The following is a 20,509-nucleotide window of genomic DNA, read 5'->3' on the forward strand; positions in this document are numbered from 1 at the left end:
CGGCCCCCGCGCTTCGGCAGGCTGCGCGCACCCCGGCAGGCCGGGAAGCGCCTCGTCGGCCTGCTGCAGCGCGCACGGCCTGCCGAGGTGCTGGATCAGCCTGCTGAAGGATCGGGAGACTCGTCCTGGACACCGCGCACGCGCTTGCGGAGGCGGTCGACGCGGGCCGACGTGTCGCGCTCGAAGCCGTTGCCGGTGGGTCGGTAGTAGTCGCGGCCCACCAGCTCGTCGGGCGGGTACTGCTGCTCGACGACGCCGTGCTCACCGTCGTGCGCGTAGCGGTAGCCCTGACCGTGGCCGAGCCGCTTCGCCCCCGCGTAATGCGCGTCGCGGAGGTGGACGGGGACCCGGCCGATGCGGCCCGCGCGCACGTCGGCGAGCGCGGCGTCGATCGCCAAGTAGGACGCGTTCGACTTGGGGGCGAGCGCCAGGTAGACGACCGCCTCGGCCAGCGGGATGCGCCCCTCCGGCATGCCGATGAACTGCACGGCGTCGGCCGCCGCGATCGCGAGCGGCAGCGCCTGCGGGTCGGCCATACCGACGTCCTCGGCGGCGAGCACGATGATCCTGCGGGCGATGAAGCGCGGGTCCTCCCCCGCCTCGATCATCCGGGCCAGGTAGTGCACGGAGGCGTCGACGTCGCTGCCGCGGACCGACTTGATGAACGCGCTGATGACGTCGTAGTGCTCGTCCCCGTCGCGGTCGTAGCGCAGCAGCGCGCGATCGACCGCGGTCGCGACCAGCTCCTCCGTGATCTCGGGCGCCTCGGCGCCCTGCTCGATGCCGTCGTCGTCCGCGGCGAGCGTCGAGGACGCCTCCAGCGCCGTGAGCGCCCGCCGGGCGTCCCCGGAGGCGAGCCGTACCAGCGCCGAGCGCGCCTCGGGTGCGAGCCGGAAGCGGCCGGACAGCCCGCGCGGGTCCTCCACCGCCCGGTCGACGAGGACGCCCAGGTCCTCCTCCGTCAAGGGCTGCAGGGTCAGCAGCAGCGAGCGCGACAGCAGCGGCGCGACGACCGAGAACGACGGGTTCTCGGTCGTCGCGGCGATCAAGGTGACCCAGCCGTTCTCGACCCCGGGCAGCAGGGCGTCCTGCTGCGCCTTCGAGAAGCGGTGGATCTCGTCGAGGAACAGCACGGTCGAGACGCCGTAGAGATCGGCCTGCTCGCGGGCCTTCTCCATCACGCTGCGGACGTCCTTGACGCCCGCGGTGACCGCGGACAGCTCGACGAACCGGCGACCGGAGCTGTGCGCGACCGCCTGCGCGAGCGTGGTCTTGCCGGTGCCGGGCGGGCCCCACAGGATCACCGAGACGGCGCCGCTCGTCCCGTCGGGCGACGCCAGGCGACGCAGCGGAGAACCCGGCCGCAGCAGGTGCGACTGGCCGGCGACGTCGTCGAGCGAGGTCGGCCGCATCCGCACCGCGAGCGGCACCGGTCCCTGCCGCAGAGCGGTCCGCACCTCCATGCTCGTCACCCTATGCACGCGCTCCGACAGCCTGCGCGCCGCTGACCGGCGTCCCCGCCCTCTTCTACGATGCAGGTCGTCGCCCGCTGGCCGGGCACGGGAGGAGGCGGGCGTGGCGGGTCGCGGTGCGCGGGAGAAGGCGGGACGCGAGGCGCGCAAGCGCGTCCGCTCCTACTCGATCCGGCAGCAGGTGCACCTCGAACGCGGTCGCCGCCGACGCCGCGACGACCTCGTGGCCGTGATCGTCTTCGTGGTCGTCATCGCACTCGCGACGACCGCGCAGGTCGGCTACTTCGTGGCAGGTCCCGGCATGCCGACGCCGGCGAAGTCCTCCTCCGCGTCACCCACGCCGACGGCGACCCGCACGCTGCCGCCGTCGTCGCTCTCCGAGAACCGCACGTGGACCGGCACGATGACGCTGAACACGACGAAGCTGTCGATCTCGCTCGCCGGCACGAAGGCCCCGCAGGCCGTCGCGAACTTCGTCGAGCTGGCCCGGTCCGAGTTCTACGCGGGTCTCAGCTGCCACCGGCTGACCACCTCCGGCATCTTCGTGCTGCAGTGCGGCGACCCGGCCGGCGACGGCTCCGGCGGCCCCGGCTACACCTTCGGCCCGCTCGAGAACGTGCCGAAGGACGGCGTCTACCCGGCCGGCACGATCGCGATGGCGCGGGGCACCGCCGAGGACAGCCAGGGCAGCCAGTTCTTCATCGTCTACAAGGAGTCGAAGCTGCCGGCCCCCGGCTACACGGTCTTCGGGAAGGTCACCGGCGGGCTGTCGGCGCTGAAGACGGCGATCACGAGCACGGGCGTGGCGGCCGGCGGCACGAGCCCGACCGACGGTCCGCCGAAGGTCGCGACCTCCATCGGCGACATCGCGGTGCAGTGACGGCGGCCGCGCGGTGACGGACGCCGCCGAGGGGCCGTCCGTTCCGCCCGGTGCAGTACCCTCTGGCATCGAGGTGAGCGCTGTGACCACGCCCGAGACCGGATCGGCGGCCGAGGTGGCCGACCGACCCTCCGATCAAGACCGTTCGGCACACCCATGGGGTCGCGTCGACGAGCACGGAGTCGTGTTCGTCCGGGACCACGATGACGAACGCCAGGTCGGCGAGTACCCCGACGCGACACCCGACGAGGCGATCGGCTACTACGAGCGCAAGTACGCGGACCTTGCCAGCCAGGTCGGGCTGCTCGAGCAGCGCGCCCGGCGGGGCGCTCCCCCGGCCGATGTCGCCCGGGCCGTCCGCCGGCTCGCCGAGGCGCTCGAGACGCCGTCGGCGGTCGGCGATCTGCAAGCGCTCCGCAACCGCGTCGCTGCGCTGACCGGCACCGTCGAGGACCTGACGGCGCAGAAGTCGGAGGAGCACAAGGCGGAGGTCGAGCGGGCGAGGGCCGATCGCGTCGCCATCGTCGAGGAGGTCGAGGCCCTCGCCGGGCGCGACCCCGCCACCGTGCAGTGGAAGGCGACCAGCCAGGCCATCGATGCGCTCTTCAACCGCTGGCAGGAGGCGCAGAAGACCGGCGCCCGCCTGCCGAAGGGCGAGGCGAACGACCTGTGGAAGCGGTTCCGCGACGCGCGCTCGTCCATCGACACGCAGCGCCGCGCCTACTTCTCCGAGCTGGACGCGTCGCAGGGCAGCGCTCGCGAGCAGAAGGAGCGGATCGTCGCCAAGGCGGAGGCACTCGCGGGTTCCACCGACGCGATCGGCACCTACCGGTCGCTGCTCGACGAGTGGAAGCTCGCCGGGCGCGCGGGCAAGCGCGTCGACGACGCCCTCTGGGCACGGTTCCGTGCAGCCGGTGACGCGGTGTACTCCGCCAAGGCGCAGGTGCAGGCCGAGCAGGACGTCGAGCTCGGCGGCAACCTGGAGGCGAAGCTCGCGCTGCTCACCGAAGCCGAGCCGCTGCTCACCGCGACGGACGCGCCGTCGGCCAGGACCCGGCTCACCTCGATCCAGCGCCGCTGGGACGCAGCGGGCAAGGTGCCGCGTGATCAGATCCGGCACGTGGAGGACCGGCTCCGCGCGGTCGAGCAGCACGTCGCGTCGCTGGAGCAGGACCACTGGCGCAGGACGAACCCCGAGACCAGGGCACGGTCCGACGGCCTGTCCTCCCAGCTGACCGCGGCGATCGCCAAACTCGAGACCGAGCTGGAGAACGCTCGGGCGGCCGGCGACGCCCGACGGATCACGGACGCGCAGGACGCCCTGAACGCCCGTCGCACCTGGCTCGACGCTCTGCGCTGATCGAGTCGCGCTGATCAGGTCGCGCTGAGTGCACCCTCCTGCGGCCCTCGAAGGGCTCCTCCACAGGCCGGGTTCTCCACAACCGGCGGCCGCGGCGTGCGACACCGGTCGTCGCTCGGCGACACTGCACCGGTGCGACTCGCCCCGGCCCTCGATCCTGCGCTGTTCTCCGAGACGGAGCGATCGGTGCTGCTCCTCGACGGGGAGTGCCGCGCGGTCGGGCTGACCGTCGCGCCGGTGGACGTACCCGACGGCCCGGTGGTCCGGGCGGCGTCGCTCGCCGGGGCGACGGCCCGGCACGACCTCGTGGCCGAGCTGTGGTCGGCGGCGTGGGTGCACGGCGTCGTCGAGGTGCTGCCGCTGCCGCTGTCGCTGGCCGTGGATGTCCGGGCGTCACGACGGACCAAGCTCATCTCACCCGCCCCCCGCGAGGCGCACTTCCGGTCCGACGACACCGAACGTCTCGGCGGCGTCCTGGTCACGTCGCCGCTGAAGACGGCGTACGACCTGGTCCGCCTCGACGGGACCGGCGCGGCCGAGGAGGTCGCCGCCGCGCTCCTCCGGATCGCCGGCCTCACGCCCGCGATCGCTGCAGCGCTGGCTCAGCTGCAGCTCGGCGCGCCCCACAAGCAGCGTGGCATCGACCGCCTGGCGGCGCTGCCGGCGTGAGCCCCGCGGACGATCTCGAGACGAAACCGTCAGCCGGCGCTGACCCGGTAGACGTCGTAGACGGCCTCGATGCGGCGGACCGCGTTCAGGACACGGTCGAGGTGCGTGGTGTCGCCCATCTCGAACACGAAGCGGCTGAGCGCGAGGCGGTCGGAGGAGGTGGATACGGTCGCCGACAGGATGTTCACGTGGTGCTCGGAGAGCACCCGCGTGACGTCGGACAGCAGCCCGGAGCGGTCGAGCGCCTCCACCTGGATCTGCACCAGGAAGACGCTCTTCGACGTCGGCGCCCACTCGACCTCGAGGATCCGCTCGGGCTCGCGCTGCAGCGCCGTGACGTTGTTGCAGTCCGTGCGATGCACCGAGACGCCCGAGCCGCGCGTGACGAATCCGACGATGTCGTCGCCGGGCACCGGCGTGCAGCACTTCGCGAGCTTCACCAGGATGTCGGGCGCACCGCGCACGAGCACCCCGGAGTCGCTCGCCCTGATCGCCCGCCGGCGACCGCCGGTGGTGGGGGCCTGGAACTCCTGCTCGTCGGCCTCCTGCGCGTCCTGCACCTGCGCGAGGACGCGTTCGATGATCGACTGCGTCGAGACGTGGCCCTCGCCGACGGCGGCGTACAGGGCGGAGACGTCCTCGTACCGCATCGAGGTCGCGATGCCGAGCAGCACGTCCTGGTTCATCAGCTTCGTCAGCGGCAGGTTCTGCTTGCGCATCGCGCGAGCGATCGCGTCCTTGCCCTGCTCGACCGCCTCGTCGCGGCGCTCCTTGGTGAACCACTGGCGGATCTTCGTGCGGGCGCGCGGGCTGCGGACGAACTGCAGCCAGTCCTTCGACGGGCCCGAGTCCGGGTTCTTCGAGGTGAACACCTCGACGACATCACCGGAGGCGAGGGTCGACTCGAGCGGCACGAGGCGCCCGTTGACCTTGGCACCCATGGTCCGGTGCCCGACGTCGGTGTGCACGGCGTAGGCGAAGTCGACCGGGGTCGCACCGGCGGGCAGGCCGATCACCTTCCCCTTGGGGGTGAAGACGTAGACCTCCTTCGCACCGATCTCGAAGCGCAGGCCCTCGAGGAACTCCTGCGGGTCCGCGGTCTCGCTCTCCCAGTCGGAGAGGTGGGCGAGCCACGCCATGTCCTCGTCGCCCGCCGCCGGAGAGCCGTCGGACCGCCCGGCGACCTGCTCCTTGTACTTCCAGTGCGCCGCGACACCGAACTCGGCCCGCTGATGCATCTCGTGCGTGCGGATCTGGATCTCGACCGCGCGCCCTTCCGGGCCCAGCACGGTGGTGTGGAGGGACTGGTAGAGGTTGAACTTCGGCGTCGCGATGTAGTCCTTGAAGCGCCCGGGCACCGGCGTCCACCTGGCGTGGATCGAGCCGAGCACGGCGTAGCAGTCGCGGACGGACTCGACCAGCACACGGATGCCGGTGAGGTCGTAGATCTCGTCGAACTCGCGACCCCGCACGATCATCTTCTGGTAGATCGAGTAGTACTGCTTCGGCCGGCCGACGACGCGGCCCTTGATCTTCGACGCCTTCAGGTCCTCCGTGACCTGCTCCGTCACCTGGGCGACGAACTCCTCCCGCAGCGGCGTGCGCGTGCGGACCAGGGACTCGATCTCGAGATAGAGCTTCGGGTAGAGGACCGCGAACGACAGGTCCTCGAGCTCGAGCTTGATGGTCTGGATACCGAGCCGGTGCGCGAGGGGCGCGTAGATCTCGAGCGTCTCCTTCGCCTTGCGCTGCGCGCTCTCGGCGGGCACGAAGCCCCAGGTGCGGGCGTTGTGGAGGCGGTCGGCCAGCTTGATGATCAGGACCCTGAGGTCCTTCGACATCGCGATGACCATCTTGCGGACCGTCTCCGCCTGCGCGGAGTCGCCGTATTTCAGCTTGTCGAGCTTCGTGACACCGTCGACCAGCAGGGCGACCTCGTCACCGAAGTCGGCGCGCACCTCGTCGAGCGTGTACTCGGTGTCCTCGACGGTGTCGTGGAGGAGGGCCGCCGCGACGCCGCGCGGTCCGATCCCGAGCTCGGCCAGGATCTGCGACACCGCCACCGGGTGGGTGATGTACGGCTCGCCGCTCTTGCGCATCTGGCCGCGATGCGCGCGTTCGGCGGCGGTGTACGCCCGCTCGATCACGCCCGTGTCGGACCTCGGATGGTGCTGCCGGACGGTCTTGATCAGGATGTCGACGGCGTCGACCGGCTGGGCACGCGAGAAGAGTCGGGGCACTCGACGGCGCAGCGAGGCCGTGGTCGGAGCCGCATCCCGGGTCTCGGTCACTCCCCACCTCCCGCCTCGTGGAGGCTAACACCCAGGTCCGCGGCGCACTTCCCGCTCAGACCCGGGCGCTTCCTTCGACAGCCTCAGGACGGCGCGCGGTCAGCGCGCGGCGCGCCTGCAGCTTGATCGCGGGCTCGGTGGAGCGCAGGTCCGTGTAGAGCGGAGCCGCGACGAAGATCGTCGAGTACGTGCCGACGATGATGCCGATGAACAGCGCGAGCGAGATGTCGCGCAGCGTGCCCGCACCGAGCAGCGTCGTGCCGATGAAGAGGATCGACGCGATCGGCAGCAGGCCCACGACCGACGTGTTGATCGACCGCACGAGCGTCTGGTTGACGGCGAGGTTCACCGTCTCGGCGAACGTCCGGGTCGACCGGTCGGTCATCTGGGAGGTGTTCTCGCGGATCTTGTCGAACACCACCACGGTGTCGTAGAGCGAGTAGCCGAGGATCGTGAGGAAGCCGATCACCGCGGCCGGCGTGATCTCGAACCCGACGATGCCGTAGACACCGGCCGTGATGATCAGGTCGTGCACCAGCGAGACGATGCCCGCCACCGACATCTTCCAGGTGCGGAAGTACACCGCCATCACGACGGCGACGAGCACCAGGAAGATGATCAGCGCACGGATGGCGCCGCCGGAGATGTCGGCGCCCCACGTCGGGCCGATGAAAGACGACGTGACGTCGCTCGGGGGAACGTCGTACGCCTTCGCGAGCGCCGCCGCGACCGCATCGCTGTTCGTCGTGCTGCCGGCCTTCGTATCGAGCTGCGTGGTCTGCACCTGCACGGCCCGGCCGCCGACGACCGTCACGACGGGCTCGACGTCGGCCCCGGTGATGGACTGCACGGCGTCCTTCGCGATGCTCGTGTCGTCGACGTCCTCGCGCGACTGCGAGACCGTGAACTGCGATCCGCCGGTGAACTCGATGCCGAAGTGGAAGCCGCGGTCGAAGATCGGCAGCACCAGCAGCGGGAGGACGAGCGCGAGGACGACCGCGATGCCGGAGACGCCGTACCAGATGCGCCGGCGCTTGATGAAGTCGACCGACCGTTTCCCCGTGTAGAGGTCGTTGCCGAATCGCGTGAGTCCGTTGGCCATCAGCTGCGAGCCTTCCTGTCGGAACCCGACTCGGCCGCTTTCCGTTCGGCGATCGTCTGCCGCCGCAGCGCCTCCCCGGCGCTTCTCGTCCCCGCTCCGGCGATCGCCGGATCGCGGAACCGGCCGCGGCCGCGATAGACGGCGCCGAGCGCCCGCGGGTCGAGGCCGGAGAAGGCGTGGCCGTCGGCGAAGAACGGCCGGCGGGCGAGCAGTTGCAGCATCGGGTGGGTGAACAGCGTCACGACCAGGACGTCGATCAAAGTGGACAGGCCGAGGGTGAGGGCGAAGCCCTGCACGTCGCCCACCGCGAGGGCGAACAGCACGCCGGCGGCCAGCAGGTTCACCGCGTCGGAGGCGAGGACCGTGCGGCGTGCGCGGCGCCAGCCGGTCTCGACCGCGCCCTCGAGGGTCCGGCCCTCCCGCAGCTCGTCGCGGATGCGCTCGAAGTAGACGATGAACGAATCGGCGGTGATGCCGATCGACACGATGATGCCGGTGACGCCCGCGAGGGACAGCCGGTACCCCTCCCGCCAGGAGAGGAAGTCGAGCACGATGAATGTCAGGACCGCCGACATCCCGAGGCTCGCGAGCACGACGGAGGCGAGCGCGCGGTACTGGAACACCGCGTAGCCGAACACCAGGATCAGGCCGATCAGGCCCGCGATGAGGCCGGCGAGCAGCTGGGACGAGCCGAGCGTCGCGGAGATCGTGTTCTGGCTCTGCACGGTGAAGTTGACGGGCAGCGCGCCGAACTTCAGCTGCCCGGCGAGCCGCTTGGAGCTGTCCTCGGTGAAGTTGCCGGAGATCTCCGCCTTGCCGTTGGTGATCGCCGCGTTCATCGTCGGGGCGGAGATGACCCTGCCGTCGAGGGTGATCGCGAACTGGTTCTGTACGGTGCCGGTCAGCTTCACGAGCCGCTCGGAGATGGTCGCGAACTGGGTCGTACCCGTGCCGTTGAACGTGAGGTTGACCACCCAGGCTCCCGTCGACGCACCCTGCGAGTTGGTCGCCAGGCCCGCGGTCGCGTCCGAGATGTTCGTGCCGGGAACCTCCACGGGGCCGAGCAGGTACTTCGCGCTGCGGTCGTCCTGGCACGTGACGAGCGGCTTGTCGGCATCGGCCGCGCCGGGGTCGGTATCGGCGGCGCAGTTGAAGTTGTCGTAGAGGTTCTGCAGGTAGGGGGTGACCTGGGAGAGATCGCTGCCGTTCGTCGGCTTCGCGCTCGGCGTGTTCGCGAGGGAGGCGGGCGGTGTGTAGGGCGTGTCACCGGTTCCGGCGGAGGCGTCGGGCGCCGCTGTGGTGAGCAGCACCGGCCGGAAGTCCATCCGCGCGCTCTCGCGCACGCTGTTGATCGTCGCCTGCGAGGGCGTACCCGGCAGCGAGACGACGATGAACTGCCCGCCCTGCGTCGAGATCTGGGCGTCGGGACTGCCGCCGGCGGCGGCGCGCTGCCGGATGATCGTCACCGACTGGTCGAGCTGGTCCTGCGTCGGCTGCTTGCCGCCCTCGGTCGCGGCCTGCAGGATGATCTGCGTCCCGCCCTCGAGGTCGAGGCCGAGCTTCGGCAGCAGCGACTGCGACTTCACGGCGAACGTGCTGCCCGGTGCGACGAGCACGCCCACGAGGTTCAGGGCGACACCGGCGAGGATCACGACGACGAGGCCGATCAGCGCGCGCCGCGCGCGGTGCTTCGGGGTCACGGGACTCGGCACAGAGGCCTTTCGGGGTCGAGGCGTTCGTCAGTGCGCCAGGGCGCGACGGCCCGGACGGCGCGGCACCGTGTCCTGAGCAGGAGCGGGCCGGGCAATGGTACGGGCTACTCGCTCACGCCCTTCGAGGCCGCGCTGTCGGTGGGTCGCGCGGTGCCGGGCTCCGGCTTCGACAGGTCGACGCGCTCGCCGAACGTCGGGTCGGCGGCGGCGTCCTCCAGCACGACGGGCTCGCCGTTCAGGACGGTGCCGTCGTCCGCCACCGGCGTCACGATCCTGCCGATCGCCTGGCGGTGGATGGTGATCTCCGAGGTCGGTCCGGTGCGCAGCGTGATCTTGCTCTCGTCCTCGTCGATCGCGGTGATCGTGCCGAAGATGCCGCCGGAGGTCATGATCTCCGCGCCCGGGCGGAGGCCGGCCGTCATCTCGGCGGCGGTCCGCTGGCGCTTGCGGCCGTTGCGGAACATCAGGGCGATGATCACGACGATGATCACGCCGAAGAACAGAAGCTGTGTGGTGTTCGCGTCCATGCGGAAGCCTTTCGGGTGACGGCGGCCGGCAGGGCGCGGACCGGCGCGGTGCCACGATGAGGCGGGCCTGCTCGGCGTCGCGACGGGATGCGAATCCCGCCCGGTGCTCAGCCCGGCATCATACCGGCTCGTCGAACAGCGCGGGGGCGCCGGGCGCCGTCGGCGTCTTCCCGAACCGACGCCAGGCGGTCGATGTGGCGATGCGTCCGCGGGGTGTCCTGGACAGCAGGCCCATGCGGACGAGGAAGGGCTCGACGACGGATTCGATGGTGTCCTGCTCCTCCCCCACGCTCGCGGCGAGGGTGCTGAGACCGACCGGACCCCCGTCGAAGCGCTCGATGATCGCGCCGAGCACGGCCCGGTCGAGTCGATCCAGGCCATCCTCATCGACGTCGTACAGATCGAGCGCAGCCTGCACGGCGGCGTTGTCCGCGATTCCGCCGTGCACCAGTGCCCAGTCGCGGACACGGCGCAGCAAGCGGTTCGCGATGCGAGGGGTGCCTCGGCTCCGGCTCGCGATCTCGCGCAGCGCGGGCGGCTGCACCTGCAGATCGAGCAGAGTCGCGGCCCGCAGCAGCACCTGCTCGAGCTCGTGGGTCGCATAGAACTCGAGGTTCGCGGTGAAGCCGAACCGGTCGCGGAGCGGATTCGGCAGCAGCCCCGACCGCGTCGTCGCACCGACCAGCGTGAAGGGTGCGAGGTCGAGCGGGATGGAGGTGGCGCCCGCGCCTTTCCCGACCATGATGTCGATGCGGAAGTCCTCCATCGCCAGGTACAGCATCTCCTCCGCGGGACGCGCCATGCGATGGATCTCGTCGATGAACAGGACCTCGCCCGGGGTCAGGGAGGAGAGCACCGCGGCGAGGTCGCCGGCGTGCTGGATCGCCGGGCCGCTCGACATCCGCAGCGGCCGGTTCGACTCCTCCGCGACGATCATCGCCAGCGTGGTCTTGCCGAGCCCCGGCGGACCCGCGAGCAGGATGTGGTCGGGCGTGCGGTGCTGCATCGCCGCGGCCTGCAGCAGGACCTGCAGCTGCTTGCGCACGTTCGCCTGGCCGACGAACTCGGAGAGGGACTTCGGGCGGAGCGCTCCTTCGAACGCGAGCTCCGCATCCGACTGCGGGCCGGGATCGACGGCGCTCACCGGACCGCCTGCGGCCCGAGCGCGGACAGCGCGGCGCGGAGGAGCACGGCCGTCTGCCGCTCCTCGGGGCGCTCGGCCAGCACGGTGTCGAGCGCAGCCTGCGCGGCGCGCTCCTGGTAGCCGAGCCCGACCAGCGCGATGAGCACGTCGGCGCCCCTGGCGGCGGGGCGCCTCGAGACCGCGCTGGTCCGGACCGCAATCAGCTTGCCGGTGAGCGAGAGCACGATCAGCTTCGCCGTCTTGGGTCCGATCCCCGAGACGCGGCGGAACACCGCATCCTCGTCGTTGGTGACGGCGGAGGCGATCTCCTCCGGTGTCAGCGCGGCCAGCACGCCCATGGCGGATTTGGGGCCCACGCCGGTGACGCCGCGGAGGAGGTCGAACACCTCGAGCCGCTCGCGATCCGGGAAGCCGAACAGCGACATGTCGTCCTCGCGGACCACCATCGCGGTGTGGATGAGCACCTCCTCCCCCGACCGGACGGAGAGCGCGTGATCGGGCGTGACGGTGACCGCGTAGCCGACCCCCTGGACGTCGACCACGAGGGTCGACCCGAGCGCCTCGAGCACGGACCCCCTGAGCGACGCGATCATGGCTCCGAGGCTAGGCGGACCCTCCGACATCCGGGCGCCGCAACACGGGTCGGCTCGAACACGACTTCGACTGCACCGTTCCGGCGCCCTTCACCACGTCGACTCACCGTTTTGTAGGACGGACCTTCCTACAAAACGGAGAGTGCTCGGCACCGATACGAGTGTGGGAGCGCTCAGACCAGCGGCCAGCGGGTGCCGTTCTGGCGGCGGAGGGCGATGTCGAGGATCTCGGCGTGCACGCCCGCGCCCTGCGCCGCGACGGGTGCGATCTGCTTCGCGATGTCGTCGCCGGACGCCTCGAACCGGACGGTCGCCTCCGCCCGCCCCTGGCGGACGCCGACGGACTTCGCCTCCACGGTCGTCAGCTCCCCCACCGCGGTCACCGCGGCCGGCAGCACGGCCTGCGCGTTCCCGCCGGGGTGCACCCGTCCGACGGTGAGCACGACCCGGTACGACGGCATGACAGCACTCCCCTTCGGCGCCCCGCGCGCCTCGGCTCCATTGTGCGGCCGCAGACCGGAGGCGCTGCGCGAGACGATCAGGCGCAGGCGCCGGTCTGGTCGATGCGGCCCGATCGGCAGAGGGATCGGTGCCAGCCGCCGCCGAACCGGTCCCGCGTCGCGTCCTCGACGATCTCGACACCGTCGAGATCCGGCCCGGTCCGGTAGTAGCGGACGATCGGGTCGCCCTCCGTCGTCGGGGACGCGATCACGAGTTCACGCCCCTCGGCGGGTGCGGCGGCGAGGCATCGGATCCGCGCCTGCGGGATGCGGACTCCCTGCGCCAGCACGACCTCGCCGCACGAGCGGAACGTGGGACGGTTCCTGAACGACGCAGGTGCGCCGGCGGAGGCCATCGAATTCGCGATCACCGCGGACCGCGGCGATGCGCTGTCGGAGGCCGCAGAGGGCTCTTCGCGGAAGGTGACGAAGGCGAGCACCGCGGCGGCGACCACGCCGATCGCGATGAGCCCGACGAGGGCGCGACGGATGGCGAGCATCCGCGCACTGTACGGCGAGTCCCCTGTTCAGAGCCACTTTCGGCGCAGCGGCCAGCGTGCTCAGCGACGCTTGGCCGACGCCTCCGCCTGCTGCCAGGCCCGTTGTGCGGGCGTCATCGTCGCCCCGGCCGCGGTCGGCACGGGCGCCTGCCGCCAGGCGTGGCAGAGCGCGATCGCGATCGCATCCGCGGCGTCCGCCGGCTTCGGGGCCGCCTCGAGGCCGAGCAGCCGGGTCACCATGGTCGTCACCTGCCGCTTGTCCGCGTTGCCGTAGCCGGTGACCGCGGCCTTCACCTCGCTCGGCGTGTGGAGGCCGACGGGGAGGCCGCGCTCCGCCGCGAGATACAGGGCGACCCCGCTGATCTGCGCGACCCCCATCACGCTCGGCACGTTCTGCTGGGCGAAGACCCGCTCGATCGCGAACGCGTCGGGCCGGTAGGAGTCGAACAGCGCCGCGAGCCCGCGCCCGATGTGCAGCAGCCGAAGCTCGAGCGCCTGATCCGAGGGCGTCCGCAGCACCTCCACGTGCACCAGCTTCGCGGTGCGGTTCGGCGCGACGTCGACCACGCCGACCCCGCAGCGGGTCAGGCCCGGGTCGACCCCGAGGACCCGCACGCCGGGCTACTCGTCCTCGTCGAGCGCGGCGGCGACCCCGTCGGAGAGGTCGAAGTTGGCGAACACGTTCTGCACGTCGTCGCTCTCCTCGAGCGCGTCGACCAGCTTCAGGATCTTCTTCGCGACGTCCATGTCGTCGATCTCGATGCTGACGCCCGGGACGAACTCGCTGTCCGCGGACTCGTAATCGATTCCGGCGCTCTGCAGCGCGGTCCGCGCGGCGACGAGGTCGGAGGGGTCGGTGACGACCTCGAACTCGTCACCGCGCTGCGCGACGTCCTCGCCGCCCGCGTCGAGGACCGCGAGGAGCACGTCGTCCTCGCTGAGCCCGTCGACCTTCGCGACCCGGATGACGCCCTTGCGGCTGAAGTTGTAGGCGACGCTGCCCGGGTCACCCATCTGGCCGCCGTTGCGGCTCATGATCGTGCGCACCTCGGCGGCCGCACGGTTGCGGTTGTCGGTCAGGCACTCGATCAGCAGGGCGACGCCGCTCGGGCCGTAGCCCTCGTACATGATCGTGTCGTACTGCACGACCTCGCCGAGCAGCCCGGCCCCGCGCTTCACCGCGCGGTCGATGTTCTCGTTCGGCACCGAGGTCTTCTTCGCCTTCTGCACCGCGTCGACGAGGGTGGGGTTGCCGGAGAAGTCGGCGCCGCCCATCTTGGCGGCGACCTCGATGTTCTTGATCAGCTTCGCGAACGACTTCGCCCGCCGCTGGTCCTTGATCGCCTTCTGATGCTTGGTGGTCGCCCACTTGGAGTGTCCGGACACGTGCGCCTCCTGCCGAAATACCGGGACAGATCGTACCGGCCCGTCCTCACGATTCGGACAGCCGGACTCCTGATGCCTTCAGCTCGAGCGCCGCGAGCCGCCTGATCACCTCCGGGTCCCCCCTGCGCCAGGCCGCGACCACGTCCTCATCGAGTCTCGTGACCGCCTTCGCCGGCCGGGTCGCCAGCGCGCGGAGCGCCAGCAGGTCCAGCGACGGAGAGGCGGAGGCGAGCTTCGCGATCGCCGCGCGCCGGATGGCGCCGACCACGCGAGGGCGCACCCACCCGACCAGCACCACGAGGACGACGAGCGCCGCGACCGTCCACCCGACGAGGGTCGCGAGATGCTCGACGCCGTTCTGCCAGTTCGTCCCCGCATCGGCGAGGGTGCCGCCGGCATCGCTCGCGGTCGCGAACGGGGCGCTGATCCCGCCGCCGATCAGCGGAACCCCGGACAGCCTGCTGCCGATGTCGGTCATCGTGGACGAGAAGTCGTCGCCGGACCTCGTCACGTCGGCGCCGATGCCCTTGAACGCCGCGATCGCGTCGTGGATGGCGACCGCGACGACGATGCCGACGACGACCACCGCGACCGCCGCGAGGTCGCCGAGCACCTGGTACACGCGACGCACGCCGAAGTCCGAGTAGAGCTTCACCCGCCAAGTGTGGTGTTCGCGGATCAGGGGATCCTGCGCGGCTCCGCCGCAGGATCCCCTGATCCGCGAACACGCGTCAGCTGCTCAGAGCAGGGTCAGGAAGTACTCGTGGAAGCGCGTCTCGCCCGTGATCTCCGGATGGAAGGAGGTGCCGAGCAGGGTGCCCTGCCGGACCGCGACGACCCGGCCGTCGTCGAGCACCGAGATCGCCTCCGCTGCCGGCCCGACCTCCTCCACCACGGGAGCGCGGATGAACGCCGCGTGCACCGGCGGGCCGTCGAACAGGGCGACGTCGAGATCCGTCTCGAACGAGTCGGTCTGGTTCCCGAAGGCGTTGCGCCGCACCGTCACATCGAGCCCGCCGAGCGTCTGCTGATCCGGCAGCGCATCGAGCACGCGGTCGCTCAGCATGATCAGCCCAGCACACGTGCCGTACACCGGCATCCCGGCGGCGATGCGCGCACGAAGGGGCTCCCGCAGCCCGAACGCCCGGGAGAGCTTGTCCATCACCGTGGACTCGCCGCCCGGGATGACGAGCCCGGCGATCCGGTCCAGCTCGCGCTCGCGGCGCACCGGGACCGCATCGGCCCCGAGCGCCGTGAGCATCGCCAGGTGCTCGCGGAAGTCGCCCTGGAGCGCGAGGACCCCGACCGTCGGAGCCGGTCTCACCAGCCGCGTTCGGCGAGCCGGTGCGGCGCGGGCACGTCCGCGACGTTGATGCCGACCATCGCCTCGCCGAGCCCGCGGGACGCGTTCGCGATCTCCTCCGGGTCGTCGTAGAACGTCGTCGCCTTCACGATCGCCTTCGCGCGCGCGGCCGGGTCGCCCGACTTGAAGATGCCGGAGCCGACGAAGACGCCGTCCGCCCCGAGCTGCATCATCATCGCCGCGTCGGCGGGCGTCGCGACGCCGCCGGCGGTGAAGAGCACCACGGGCAGCGTGCCGAGGCGGGCGACCTCGACGACCAGGTCGTAGGGCGCCTGCAGCTCCTTCGCCGCGACGTACAGCTCGTCGGGCGACTTCGCCTTCAGCGCGGCGATCTCGCCGCGGATCGTGCGGATGTGCTTCGTCGCCTCGGACACGTCGCCGGTGCCGGCCTCGCCCTTCGAGCGGATCATCGCCGCACCCTCGGTGATGCGCCGGAGGGCCTCGCCCAGGTTCGTCGCACCGCAGACGAACGGGGAGGTGAACCTCCACTTGTCGATGTGGTTCACGTAGTCGGCGGGCGACAGGACCTCGGACTCGTCGATGTAGTCGACGCCGAGGTGCTGCAGCACCTGCGCCTCGACGAAGTGACCGATGCGCGCCTTCGCCATCACGGGGATCGACACCTCGTCGACGATCCCGGCGATCAGGTCGGGGTCGCTCATCCGGGCGACGCCGCCCTGGGCGCGGATGTCGGCGGGTACGCGCTCGAGCGCCATCACCGCGACGGCTCCCGCGTCCTCGGCGATCCGCGCCTGCTCACGGGTGACGACGTCCATGATCACGCCGCCCTTGAGCATCTCGGCGAGGCCGCGCTTGACCCTGGCCGTCCCGGTTCCGGGGTCGTCCGAGCCGGAGGAGATGGTCGGGTTGAGCGTGTCCGTCATGAGGGGTCCTGTCCGGGATCGAATGCAGTCCCGAATTCTACCCGCCGTCGTGGTCCTGCGTGTCTGACGGGGTCTTCCGGGGTATCGGTCAGGCGGGCCACGCCCCCGTGAGCGATCGCCAGGTGTCGCCGAGCAGCACCGGCAGGGCCTTCGTGGCCCCGATGATCGGGAAGAAGTTGGCGTCCGCGGCCCACCTCGGCACGATGTGCTGGTGGAGGTGCGCCGCGACGCCCGCGCCGGCGATCGCGCCCTGGTTCATGCCGATGTTGAAGCCGTCGCAGCGGGAATCGGCTCGCAGCACGCGCATCGCGGTCTGGGTGAGCGCGGCGATCTCGCCCGCCTCCTCCTCCGTCGCCTCGTCGTACAGCGGCACGTGGCGGTAGGGGCAGACGAGCAGGTGGCCGGCGTTGTAGGGGAAGAGGTTGAGCAGCACGTAGGCGTGCTCGCCCCGGTGCACGATCAGCGCCTCCTCGTCGGTCCGCTTCGGGGCCTCGCAGAACGGGCAGGAGTCGTCCTCCGCCCCTCCGGCGTTCCCGCCCGTGTGGTTCGACGAGATGTAGGCCATGCGGTGCGGGACCCACAGGCGCTGATACGCGTCCGGGATGCCGACCGCGTCGTCCACGCGCTTCGCGGAGTCGCTCACACGGCTCCGACGGCTGCGGCGCCGGCGCCTCCACCGGGCTCGAGGTCGCTCGCCGTCGACACCTGCAGCCGAGCCCCGATCGCTCCGGTGATCAGCGCGATCGCCTCGTCGACCGGCACGCCGTTGCGGGTCGTGCCGTCGCGGAACCGAAAGCTGATCGCGCCGGCGTCGCGGTCCTGCTCCCCCGCGATCAGCAGGAACGGCACGTGCTCGAGCGTGTGGGTGCGGATCTTCTTCTGCATCCGGTCGTCGGAGCCGTCGAGCTCGGCCCTGACCCCCTTCGCGCGGAGGCGGTCCAGCACGCCGGCGAGGTGGCCCGCGTACTCGTCGGCGACCGGGATGCCGACGACCTGCACGGGCGACAGCCAGGCCGGGAACGCGCCCGCGTAGTGCTCGAGCAGCACCGCGAAGAACCGCTCGATCGACCCGAACAGGGCCCGGTGGATCATGATCGGCTGCTGCTTCGTGCCGTCGGCCGCGGTGTACTCCAGCCCGAACCGCTCGGGCTGGTTGAAGTCGATCTGGATCGTCGACAGCTGCCAGGTGCGGCCGATCGCGTCCTTCGCCTGCACCGAGATCTTGGGGCCGTAGAACGCCGCGCCGCCCGGGTCGGGCTCGAGCCGCAGCCCCGACTCCGTGGCGACCTCCGCCAGGGTCGCGGTCGCGGTCTCCCAGAGCTCGTCGGCGCCCATGAACTTCGGCCCGTCGTCGCGGGTGGAGAGCTCGAGGTAGAAGTCGTCGAGGCCGTAGTCGCGCAGCAGGTCGAGCACGAACTGGAGGGTGCGCGTCAGCTCCGGCTTCAGCTGCTCGGGCGTGACGTACAGGTGGGCGTCGTCCTGGGTCAGGCCGCGCACGCGGGTGAGGCCCTGCAGGCTGCCCGACTTCTCATAGCGGTAGACCGAGCCGAACTCGAACAGCCGGAGCGGCAGCTCGCGGTAGCTGCGTCCGCGCGCGCGGAAGATCAGGTTGTGGAACGGGCAGTTCATCGGCTTCAGGTAGTAGTCCTGCCCGGCCTTGACGATGTTGCCCTCCGCATCCACCTCCTCGTCGAGGTGCATCGGGGGGAACATGCCGTCCGCGAACCACTGCAGGTGCCCGGAGGTCTGGAACAGGTTCCCCTTCGTGATGTGAGGCGAGTTCACGAAGGAGTAGCCGGCCTCGGTGTGCCGGCGGCGGGAGTAGTCCTCCATCTCCTGCCGGACGATCCCGCCCTTCGGGTGGAACACCGCGAGGCCGGACCCGATCTCGTCCGGGAAGCTGAACAGGTCGAGTTCCGCGCCGAGCTTGCGGTGGTCGCGCTTCGCGGCCTCCTCGATGCGGTGCCGGTAGTCGCGCAGCTCGTCCTTCGACGGCCACGCGGTGCCGTAGATGCGCTGCAGCTGCGGGTTCTTCTCCGACCCGCGCCAATAGGCGGCCGCGACGCGGGTGAGGGCCCAGCCGTTCTTGATCAGGCCGGTGTTCGGCAGGTGCGGCCCGCGGCAGAGGTCCTGCCAGACGACCTCGCCGCTCTGCCGGTCGACGTTGGCGTACACGGTGAGGTCGCCCGCTCCGACCTCGACGGCCTCGTCGGACGCGTCGGAGGCGCCACCCTTCAGGCCGACGAGCTCGAGCTTGTAGGGCTCGGCCGCGAACAGCTCGCGCGCCTCCGCGTCCGTGACGACCCGACGCTCGAAGCGCTGGCCGGAGCGCTGGATGCGCTCCATCTCCTTCGTCAGCGCCTTCAGGTCCTCCGGGGTGAACGCCTGCTCGACGTCGAAGTCGTAGTAGAAGCCGTCCGTGATGGGCGGACCGATGCCGAGGCGCGCCTCGGGGTTGATCCGCTGCACGGCCTGCGCCAGCACGTGGGCGGTCGAGTGCCGCAGGATCGCGAGTCCGTCGGGCGAGCCGATGGTCACGGGCTCGGCCTTCGCACCGGCGGGAATCGGCCGGTCGAGGTCCTGGACCGCGCCGTCGACCCGCGCCGCGACGACGTCCCGGTCGGCTCCGAAGAGCGTCCGTCCCGTGGTCACCGCAGGCCCTTCGCCGGGCTGCGGGACGGGGGGTTCGGTGACGCTCACGGTGCGGTCCTCCTCGGGTGGATTCGGTCGTCAGAGCCTACGGGCCCGCCGCCGACGTCTCCCGACTCGGCTGACTACCCGGCTGCGGGGGCTCTGCGGAGTGGAGCGGGTCCCGTCAGCGGCGGCGGCGCTGCCACCAGGTGCGCGGCTTCGGGACCGGGATCAGGCCGGACTCGCCGCGGACCGCGGCCTCGAGGGCGGGCAGGTCGACCGTCGCGATCAGGCGGAGTCGCTCGCGGAGGCGCCCCTCGTCCTCGATGTGCGTGACGGGGTCGCCCGAGACCGCTCGGGTGAGCGCGGCGTCGATCTCCTCCTGCGCGTCCAGCCTCGCCGCCTCGAGCAGCGCGGCGACCTGGGATCCGTCGTTCTCCCAGCTGAGGAGGCGCCGGGCGACGAGCCGGTAGACGCGGCGTCGGCGGTCCAGGTTGTCGGCGTCGGAGGCGCGGTAGTCGTGCTGGTGCACCGCGCTGCCGCCGGTCAGCTTCGCGACCTGGGCCTCCTGCTCCATCCGTCTGGCGGAGCCCTCCGCCTCGACCCGCAGCCCGCCCAGGACCAGCCGCACCTCGTCGGCCCACGCCTCGGGGTCGACCGAGCCCTGCGCCGTGACGGTGTCGATGATGATCCGGTTCTTCAGCCGCATCCGGGTCGCGTACTCGGCGAGCAGCAGGCCCTCGCCCGCCTCCTCCTCGATGGCGCGATAGATGCGGACCGCACCGGTCGTGTCGTCCGGGATGCGCTCCGCCATCGTTCCCCCTCCGACCGTCGCGACCGGGCGATCAGCCGCCGTGCGCGTCCGTGAGGACGGCGGCGTCGACCGTCCGGTTCGTCGACGCGTCCACCAGGATGACCGATCCGGTCGTGCGGTCGTCCAGCGAGGCGTTCACGAACGGCGGCGAGGTCGTCCGGGACGTCACGTGGCCCATCGTTCGGGGTGAGCAGTCAGGAGTCGTGGTCGCGATGGAGGGCGTTCACGTCGACGCGGGAGACGACGACGTCGCGGTCGGGGGGAGCGGAGCGGCGAGCGCTCGGACCCGGTTGTTCCGGGCGTCATGCGTCAGCTCGACGCGTCCCAGCGCCTCCAGCAGCGGAGGCAGGTACATGCCGAAGCGGCCGCGGTAGCCCTTCCGGAGGCCGTACCAGCCGCCGACCGGGTTGCTCTCGGAGCGACCCCACGCCTCCACGGATCCCTCGGCGGCGGCCTTCTGCTCGTCTGCCGCGCCGAGCGCGACCCAGTCGGCGCGCTCACCGAGCCACGCCGTCAGATCGTCGATCGCCCGCGCGCGATACCGCAGCGTCGTCGACCCGACCACGCAGACGAGCTCGTCGTCGTCGACGTACATCGTGTAGTTCGAGGATCCCGGCGCCGTCGCCAGCTGCCAGGGATCGTGCTCGGTACCTGCTGCCACGGCTGCAGTGTGGCCCTGCA

22 protein-coding genes are annotated in these 20,509 nt (G+C 71.2%); 3 read left to right on the forward strand and 19 right to left on the reverse strand.

The genetic code is table 11. From position 1 onward, the window contains the following. Positions 1-95 precede the first annotated feature (95 nt). Positions 96-1,463 (reverse strand): replication-associated recombination protein A, encoded by a 1,368-nt coding sequence (locus ACFE67_RS03585; RefSeq protein WP_375405507.1) that lies wholly within the window; start codon positions 1,461-1,463, stop codon positions 96-98. 112 nt (positions 1,464-1,575) lie between these two features. Here ACFE67_RS03585 and ACFE67_RS03590 point away from each other — a divergent pair, with 112 nt between their 5' ends. The 3 genes from ACFE67_RS03590 (at position 1,576) to ACFE67_RS03600 (ending at position 4,381) form a co-directional block, all read left to right on the forward strand. After that, the gene (locus tag ACFE67_RS03590) at positions 1,576-2,352 is read left to right on the forward strand and encodes a peptidylprolyl isomerase (protein ID WP_375405508.1); all 777 of its coding nucleotides are present in this window, start codon (positions 1,576-1,578) and stop codon (positions 2,350-2,352) included. Between the two features lie 184 nt (positions 2,353-2,536). After that, positions 2,537-3,712 carry a DUF349 domain-containing protein gene (locus tag ACFE67_RS03595; protein ID WP_375405538.1) on the forward strand — a complete coding sequence of 392 codons (1,176 nt, stop codon included), beginning with the start codon at positions 2,537-2,539 and terminating at the stop codon, positions 3,710-3,712. Between the two features lie 132 nt (positions 3,713-3,844). Beyond that, on the forward strand, positions 3,845-4,381 hold the full coding sequence (locus ACFE67_RS03600; protein WP_375405509.1) for a hypothetical protein: 537 nt from the start codon (positions 3,845-3,847) through the stop codon (positions 4,379-4,381). A 29-nt stretch (positions 4,382-4,410) separates the two neighbouring features. On the opposite strand, the gene ACFE67_RS03605 is transcribed toward ACFE67_RS03600, so the two are convergent. The 18 genes from ACFE67_RS03605 to ACFE67_RS03690 form a co-directional block, all read right to left on the reverse strand. After that, on the reverse strand, positions 4,411-6,672 hold the full coding sequence (locus tag ACFE67_RS03605; protein ID WP_375405510.1) for a RelA/SpoT family protein: 2,262 nt from the start codon (positions 6,670-6,672) through the stop codon (positions 4,411-4,413). Positions 6,673-6,727: 55 nt separating this feature from the next. Further along, complete coding sequence (gene secF / locus ACFE67_RS03610; RefSeq protein WP_375405511.1) at positions 6,728-7,774, reverse strand: protein translocase subunit SecF; 1,047 nt, start codon at positions 7,772-7,774, stop codon at positions 6,728-6,730. Next, positions 7,774-9,474, reverse strand: a complete 1,701-nt coding sequence (secD, locus tag ACFE67_RS03615) for a protein translocase subunit SecD (protein WP_375405512.1) — start codon at positions 9,472-9,474, stop codon at positions 7,774-7,776. Before secD ends, secF begins: the two co-directional genes overlap by 1 nt. 116 nt (positions 9,475-9,590) lie before the next feature. Continuing rightward, a complete protein-coding gene (gene yajC, locus ACFE67_RS03620; protein WP_375405513.1) occupies positions 9,591-10,013 on the reverse strand; it encodes a preprotein translocase subunit YajC in 423 nt (140 codons plus the stop codon). Between the two features lie 118 nt (positions 10,014-10,131). Further along, a complete protein-coding gene (gene ruvB / locus ACFE67_RS03625; protein ID WP_375405514.1) occupies positions 10,132-11,157 on the reverse strand; it encodes a Holliday junction branch migration DNA helicase RuvB in 1,026 nt (341 codons plus the stop codon). Beyond that, positions 11,154-11,750 carry a Holliday junction branch migration protein RuvA gene (gene ruvA, locus ACFE67_RS03630; RefSeq protein WP_375405515.1) on the reverse strand — a complete coding sequence of 199 codons (597 nt, stop codon included), beginning with the start codon at positions 11,748-11,750 and terminating at the stop codon, positions 11,154-11,156. Before ruvA ends, ruvB begins: the two co-directional genes overlap by 4 nt. A 173-nt stretch (positions 11,751-11,923) precedes the next feature. Beyond that, the gene (locus ACFE67_RS03635) at positions 11,924-12,211 is read right to left on the reverse strand and encodes a hypothetical protein (RefSeq protein ID WP_375405516.1); all 288 of its coding nucleotides are present in this window, start codon (positions 12,209-12,211) and stop codon (positions 11,924-11,926) included. Between the two features lie 77 nt (positions 12,212-12,288). Continuing rightward, positions 12,289-12,750: a hypothetical protein gene (locus ACFE67_RS03640; RefSeq protein ID WP_375405517.1), complete on the reverse strand. Its 462-nt coding sequence runs from the start codon at positions 12,748-12,750 to the stop codon at positions 12,289-12,291. Between the two features lie 60 nt (positions 12,751-12,810). After that, positions 12,811-13,365 (reverse strand): crossover junction endodeoxyribonuclease RuvC, encoded by a 555-nt coding sequence (ruvC, locus tag ACFE67_RS03645; RefSeq protein WP_375405518.1) that lies wholly within the window; start codon positions 13,363-13,365, stop codon positions 12,811-12,813. Positions 13,366-13,371: 6 nt separating this feature from the next. Next, complete coding sequence (locus ACFE67_RS03650; protein WP_375405519.1) at positions 13,372-14,136, reverse strand: YebC/PmpR family DNA-binding transcriptional regulator; 765 nt, start codon at positions 14,134-14,136, stop codon at positions 13,372-13,374. 46 nt (positions 14,137-14,182) lie between these two features. Then, the gene (locus ACFE67_RS03655; RefSeq protein ID WP_375405520.1) at positions 14,183-14,791 is read right to left on the reverse strand and encodes a hypothetical protein; all 609 of its coding nucleotides are present in this window, start codon (positions 14,789-14,791) and stop codon (positions 14,183-14,185) included. A gap of 84 nt (positions 14,792-14,875) precedes the next feature. After that, positions 14,876-15,397: a pyridoxal 5'-phosphate synthase glutaminase subunit PdxT gene (pdxT, locus tag ACFE67_RS03660; RefSeq protein ID WP_375405539.1), complete on the reverse strand. Its 522-nt coding sequence runs from the start codon at positions 15,395-15,397 to the stop codon at positions 14,876-14,878. Positions 15,398-15,456: 59 nt separating this feature from the next. Beyond that, positions 15,457-16,383: a pyridoxal 5'-phosphate synthase lyase subunit PdxS gene (gene pdxS / locus ACFE67_RS03665; RefSeq protein ID WP_375405521.1), complete on the reverse strand. Its 927-nt coding sequence runs from the start codon at positions 16,381-16,383 to the stop codon at positions 15,457-15,459. An 88-nt stretch (positions 16,384-16,471) separates the two neighbouring features. After that, on the reverse strand, positions 16,472-17,026 hold the full coding sequence (locus ACFE67_RS03670; RefSeq protein WP_375405522.1) for an HIT domain-containing protein: 555 nt from the start codon (positions 17,024-17,026) through the stop codon (positions 16,472-16,474). Beyond that, complete coding sequence (gene thrS, locus ACFE67_RS03675; RefSeq protein WP_375405523.1) at positions 17,023-19,035, reverse strand: threonine--tRNA ligase; 2,013 nt, start codon at positions 19,033-19,035, stop codon at positions 17,023-17,025. The genes ACFE67_RS03670 and thrS overlap by 4 nt, the downstream gene beginning before the upstream one ends. A gap of 163 nt (positions 19,036-19,198) precedes the next feature. Next, positions 19,199-19,828: a hypothetical protein gene (locus ACFE67_RS03680; protein ID WP_375405524.1), complete on the reverse strand. Its 630-nt coding sequence runs from the start codon at positions 19,826-19,828 to the stop codon at positions 19,199-19,201. A gap of 31 nt (positions 19,829-19,859) precedes the next feature. Further along, positions 19,860-19,997 (reverse strand): hypothetical protein, encoded by a 138-nt coding sequence (locus ACFE67_RS03685; RefSeq protein ID WP_375405525.1) that lies wholly within the window; start codon positions 19,995-19,997, stop codon positions 19,860-19,862. 54 nt (positions 19,998-20,051) lie between these two features. Continuing rightward, on the reverse strand, positions 20,052-20,489 hold the full coding sequence (locus ACFE67_RS03690; protein ID WP_375405526.1) for a DUF6855 family protein: 438 nt from the start codon (positions 20,487-20,489) through the stop codon (positions 20,052-20,054). Positions 20,490-20,509 lie beyond the last annotated feature (20 nt).

The organism is uncultured Amnibacterium sp., from assembly GCF_964244015.1.
Classification (GTDB): domain Bacteria; phylum Actinomycetota; class Actinomycetes; order Actinomycetales; family Microbacteriaceae; genus Amnibacterium.

What these genes read in the sequence shown, in the direction of transcription:
- ACFE67_RS03585 (WP_375405507.1), bottom strand. Translation starts at nt 1,463, where the DNA reads ATGGAGGTGCGGACCGCTCTGCGGCAGGGACCGGTGCCGCTCGCGGTG.
- secF (WP_375405511.1), bottom strand. Translation starts at nt 7,774, where the DNA reads ATGGCCAACGGACTCACGCGATTCGGCAACGACCTCTACACGGGGAAA.
- yajC (WP_375405513.1), bottom strand. Translation starts at nt 10,013, where the DNA reads ATGGACGCGAACACCACACAGCTTCTGTTCTTCGGCGTGATCATCGTC.
- ruvA (WP_375405515.1), bottom strand. Translation starts at nt 11,750, where the DNA reads ATGATCGCGTCGCTCAGGGGGTCCGTGCTCGAGGCGCTCGGGTCGACC.
- ACFE67_RS03635 (WP_375405516.1), bottom strand. Translation starts at nt 12,211, where the DNA reads ATGCCGTCGTACCGGGTCGTGCTCACCGTCGGACGGGTGCACCCCGGC.
- ACFE67_RS03640 (WP_375405517.1), bottom strand. Translation starts at nt 12,750, where the DNA reads ATGCTCGCCATCCGTCGCGCCCTCGTCGGGCTCATCGCGATCGGCGTG.
- pdxT (WP_375405539.1), bottom strand. Translation starts at nt 15,397, where the DNA reads ATGCTCACGGCGCTCGGGGCCGATGCGGTCCCGGTGCGCCGCGAGCGC.
- pdxS (WP_375405521.1), bottom strand. Translation starts at nt 16,383, where the DNA reads ATGACGGACACGCTCAACCCGACCATCTCCTCCGGCTCGGACGACCCC.
- ACFE67_RS03680 (WP_375405524.1), bottom strand. Translation starts at nt 19,828, where the DNA reads ATGGCGGAGCGCATCCCGGACGACACGACCGGTGCGGTCCGCATCTAT.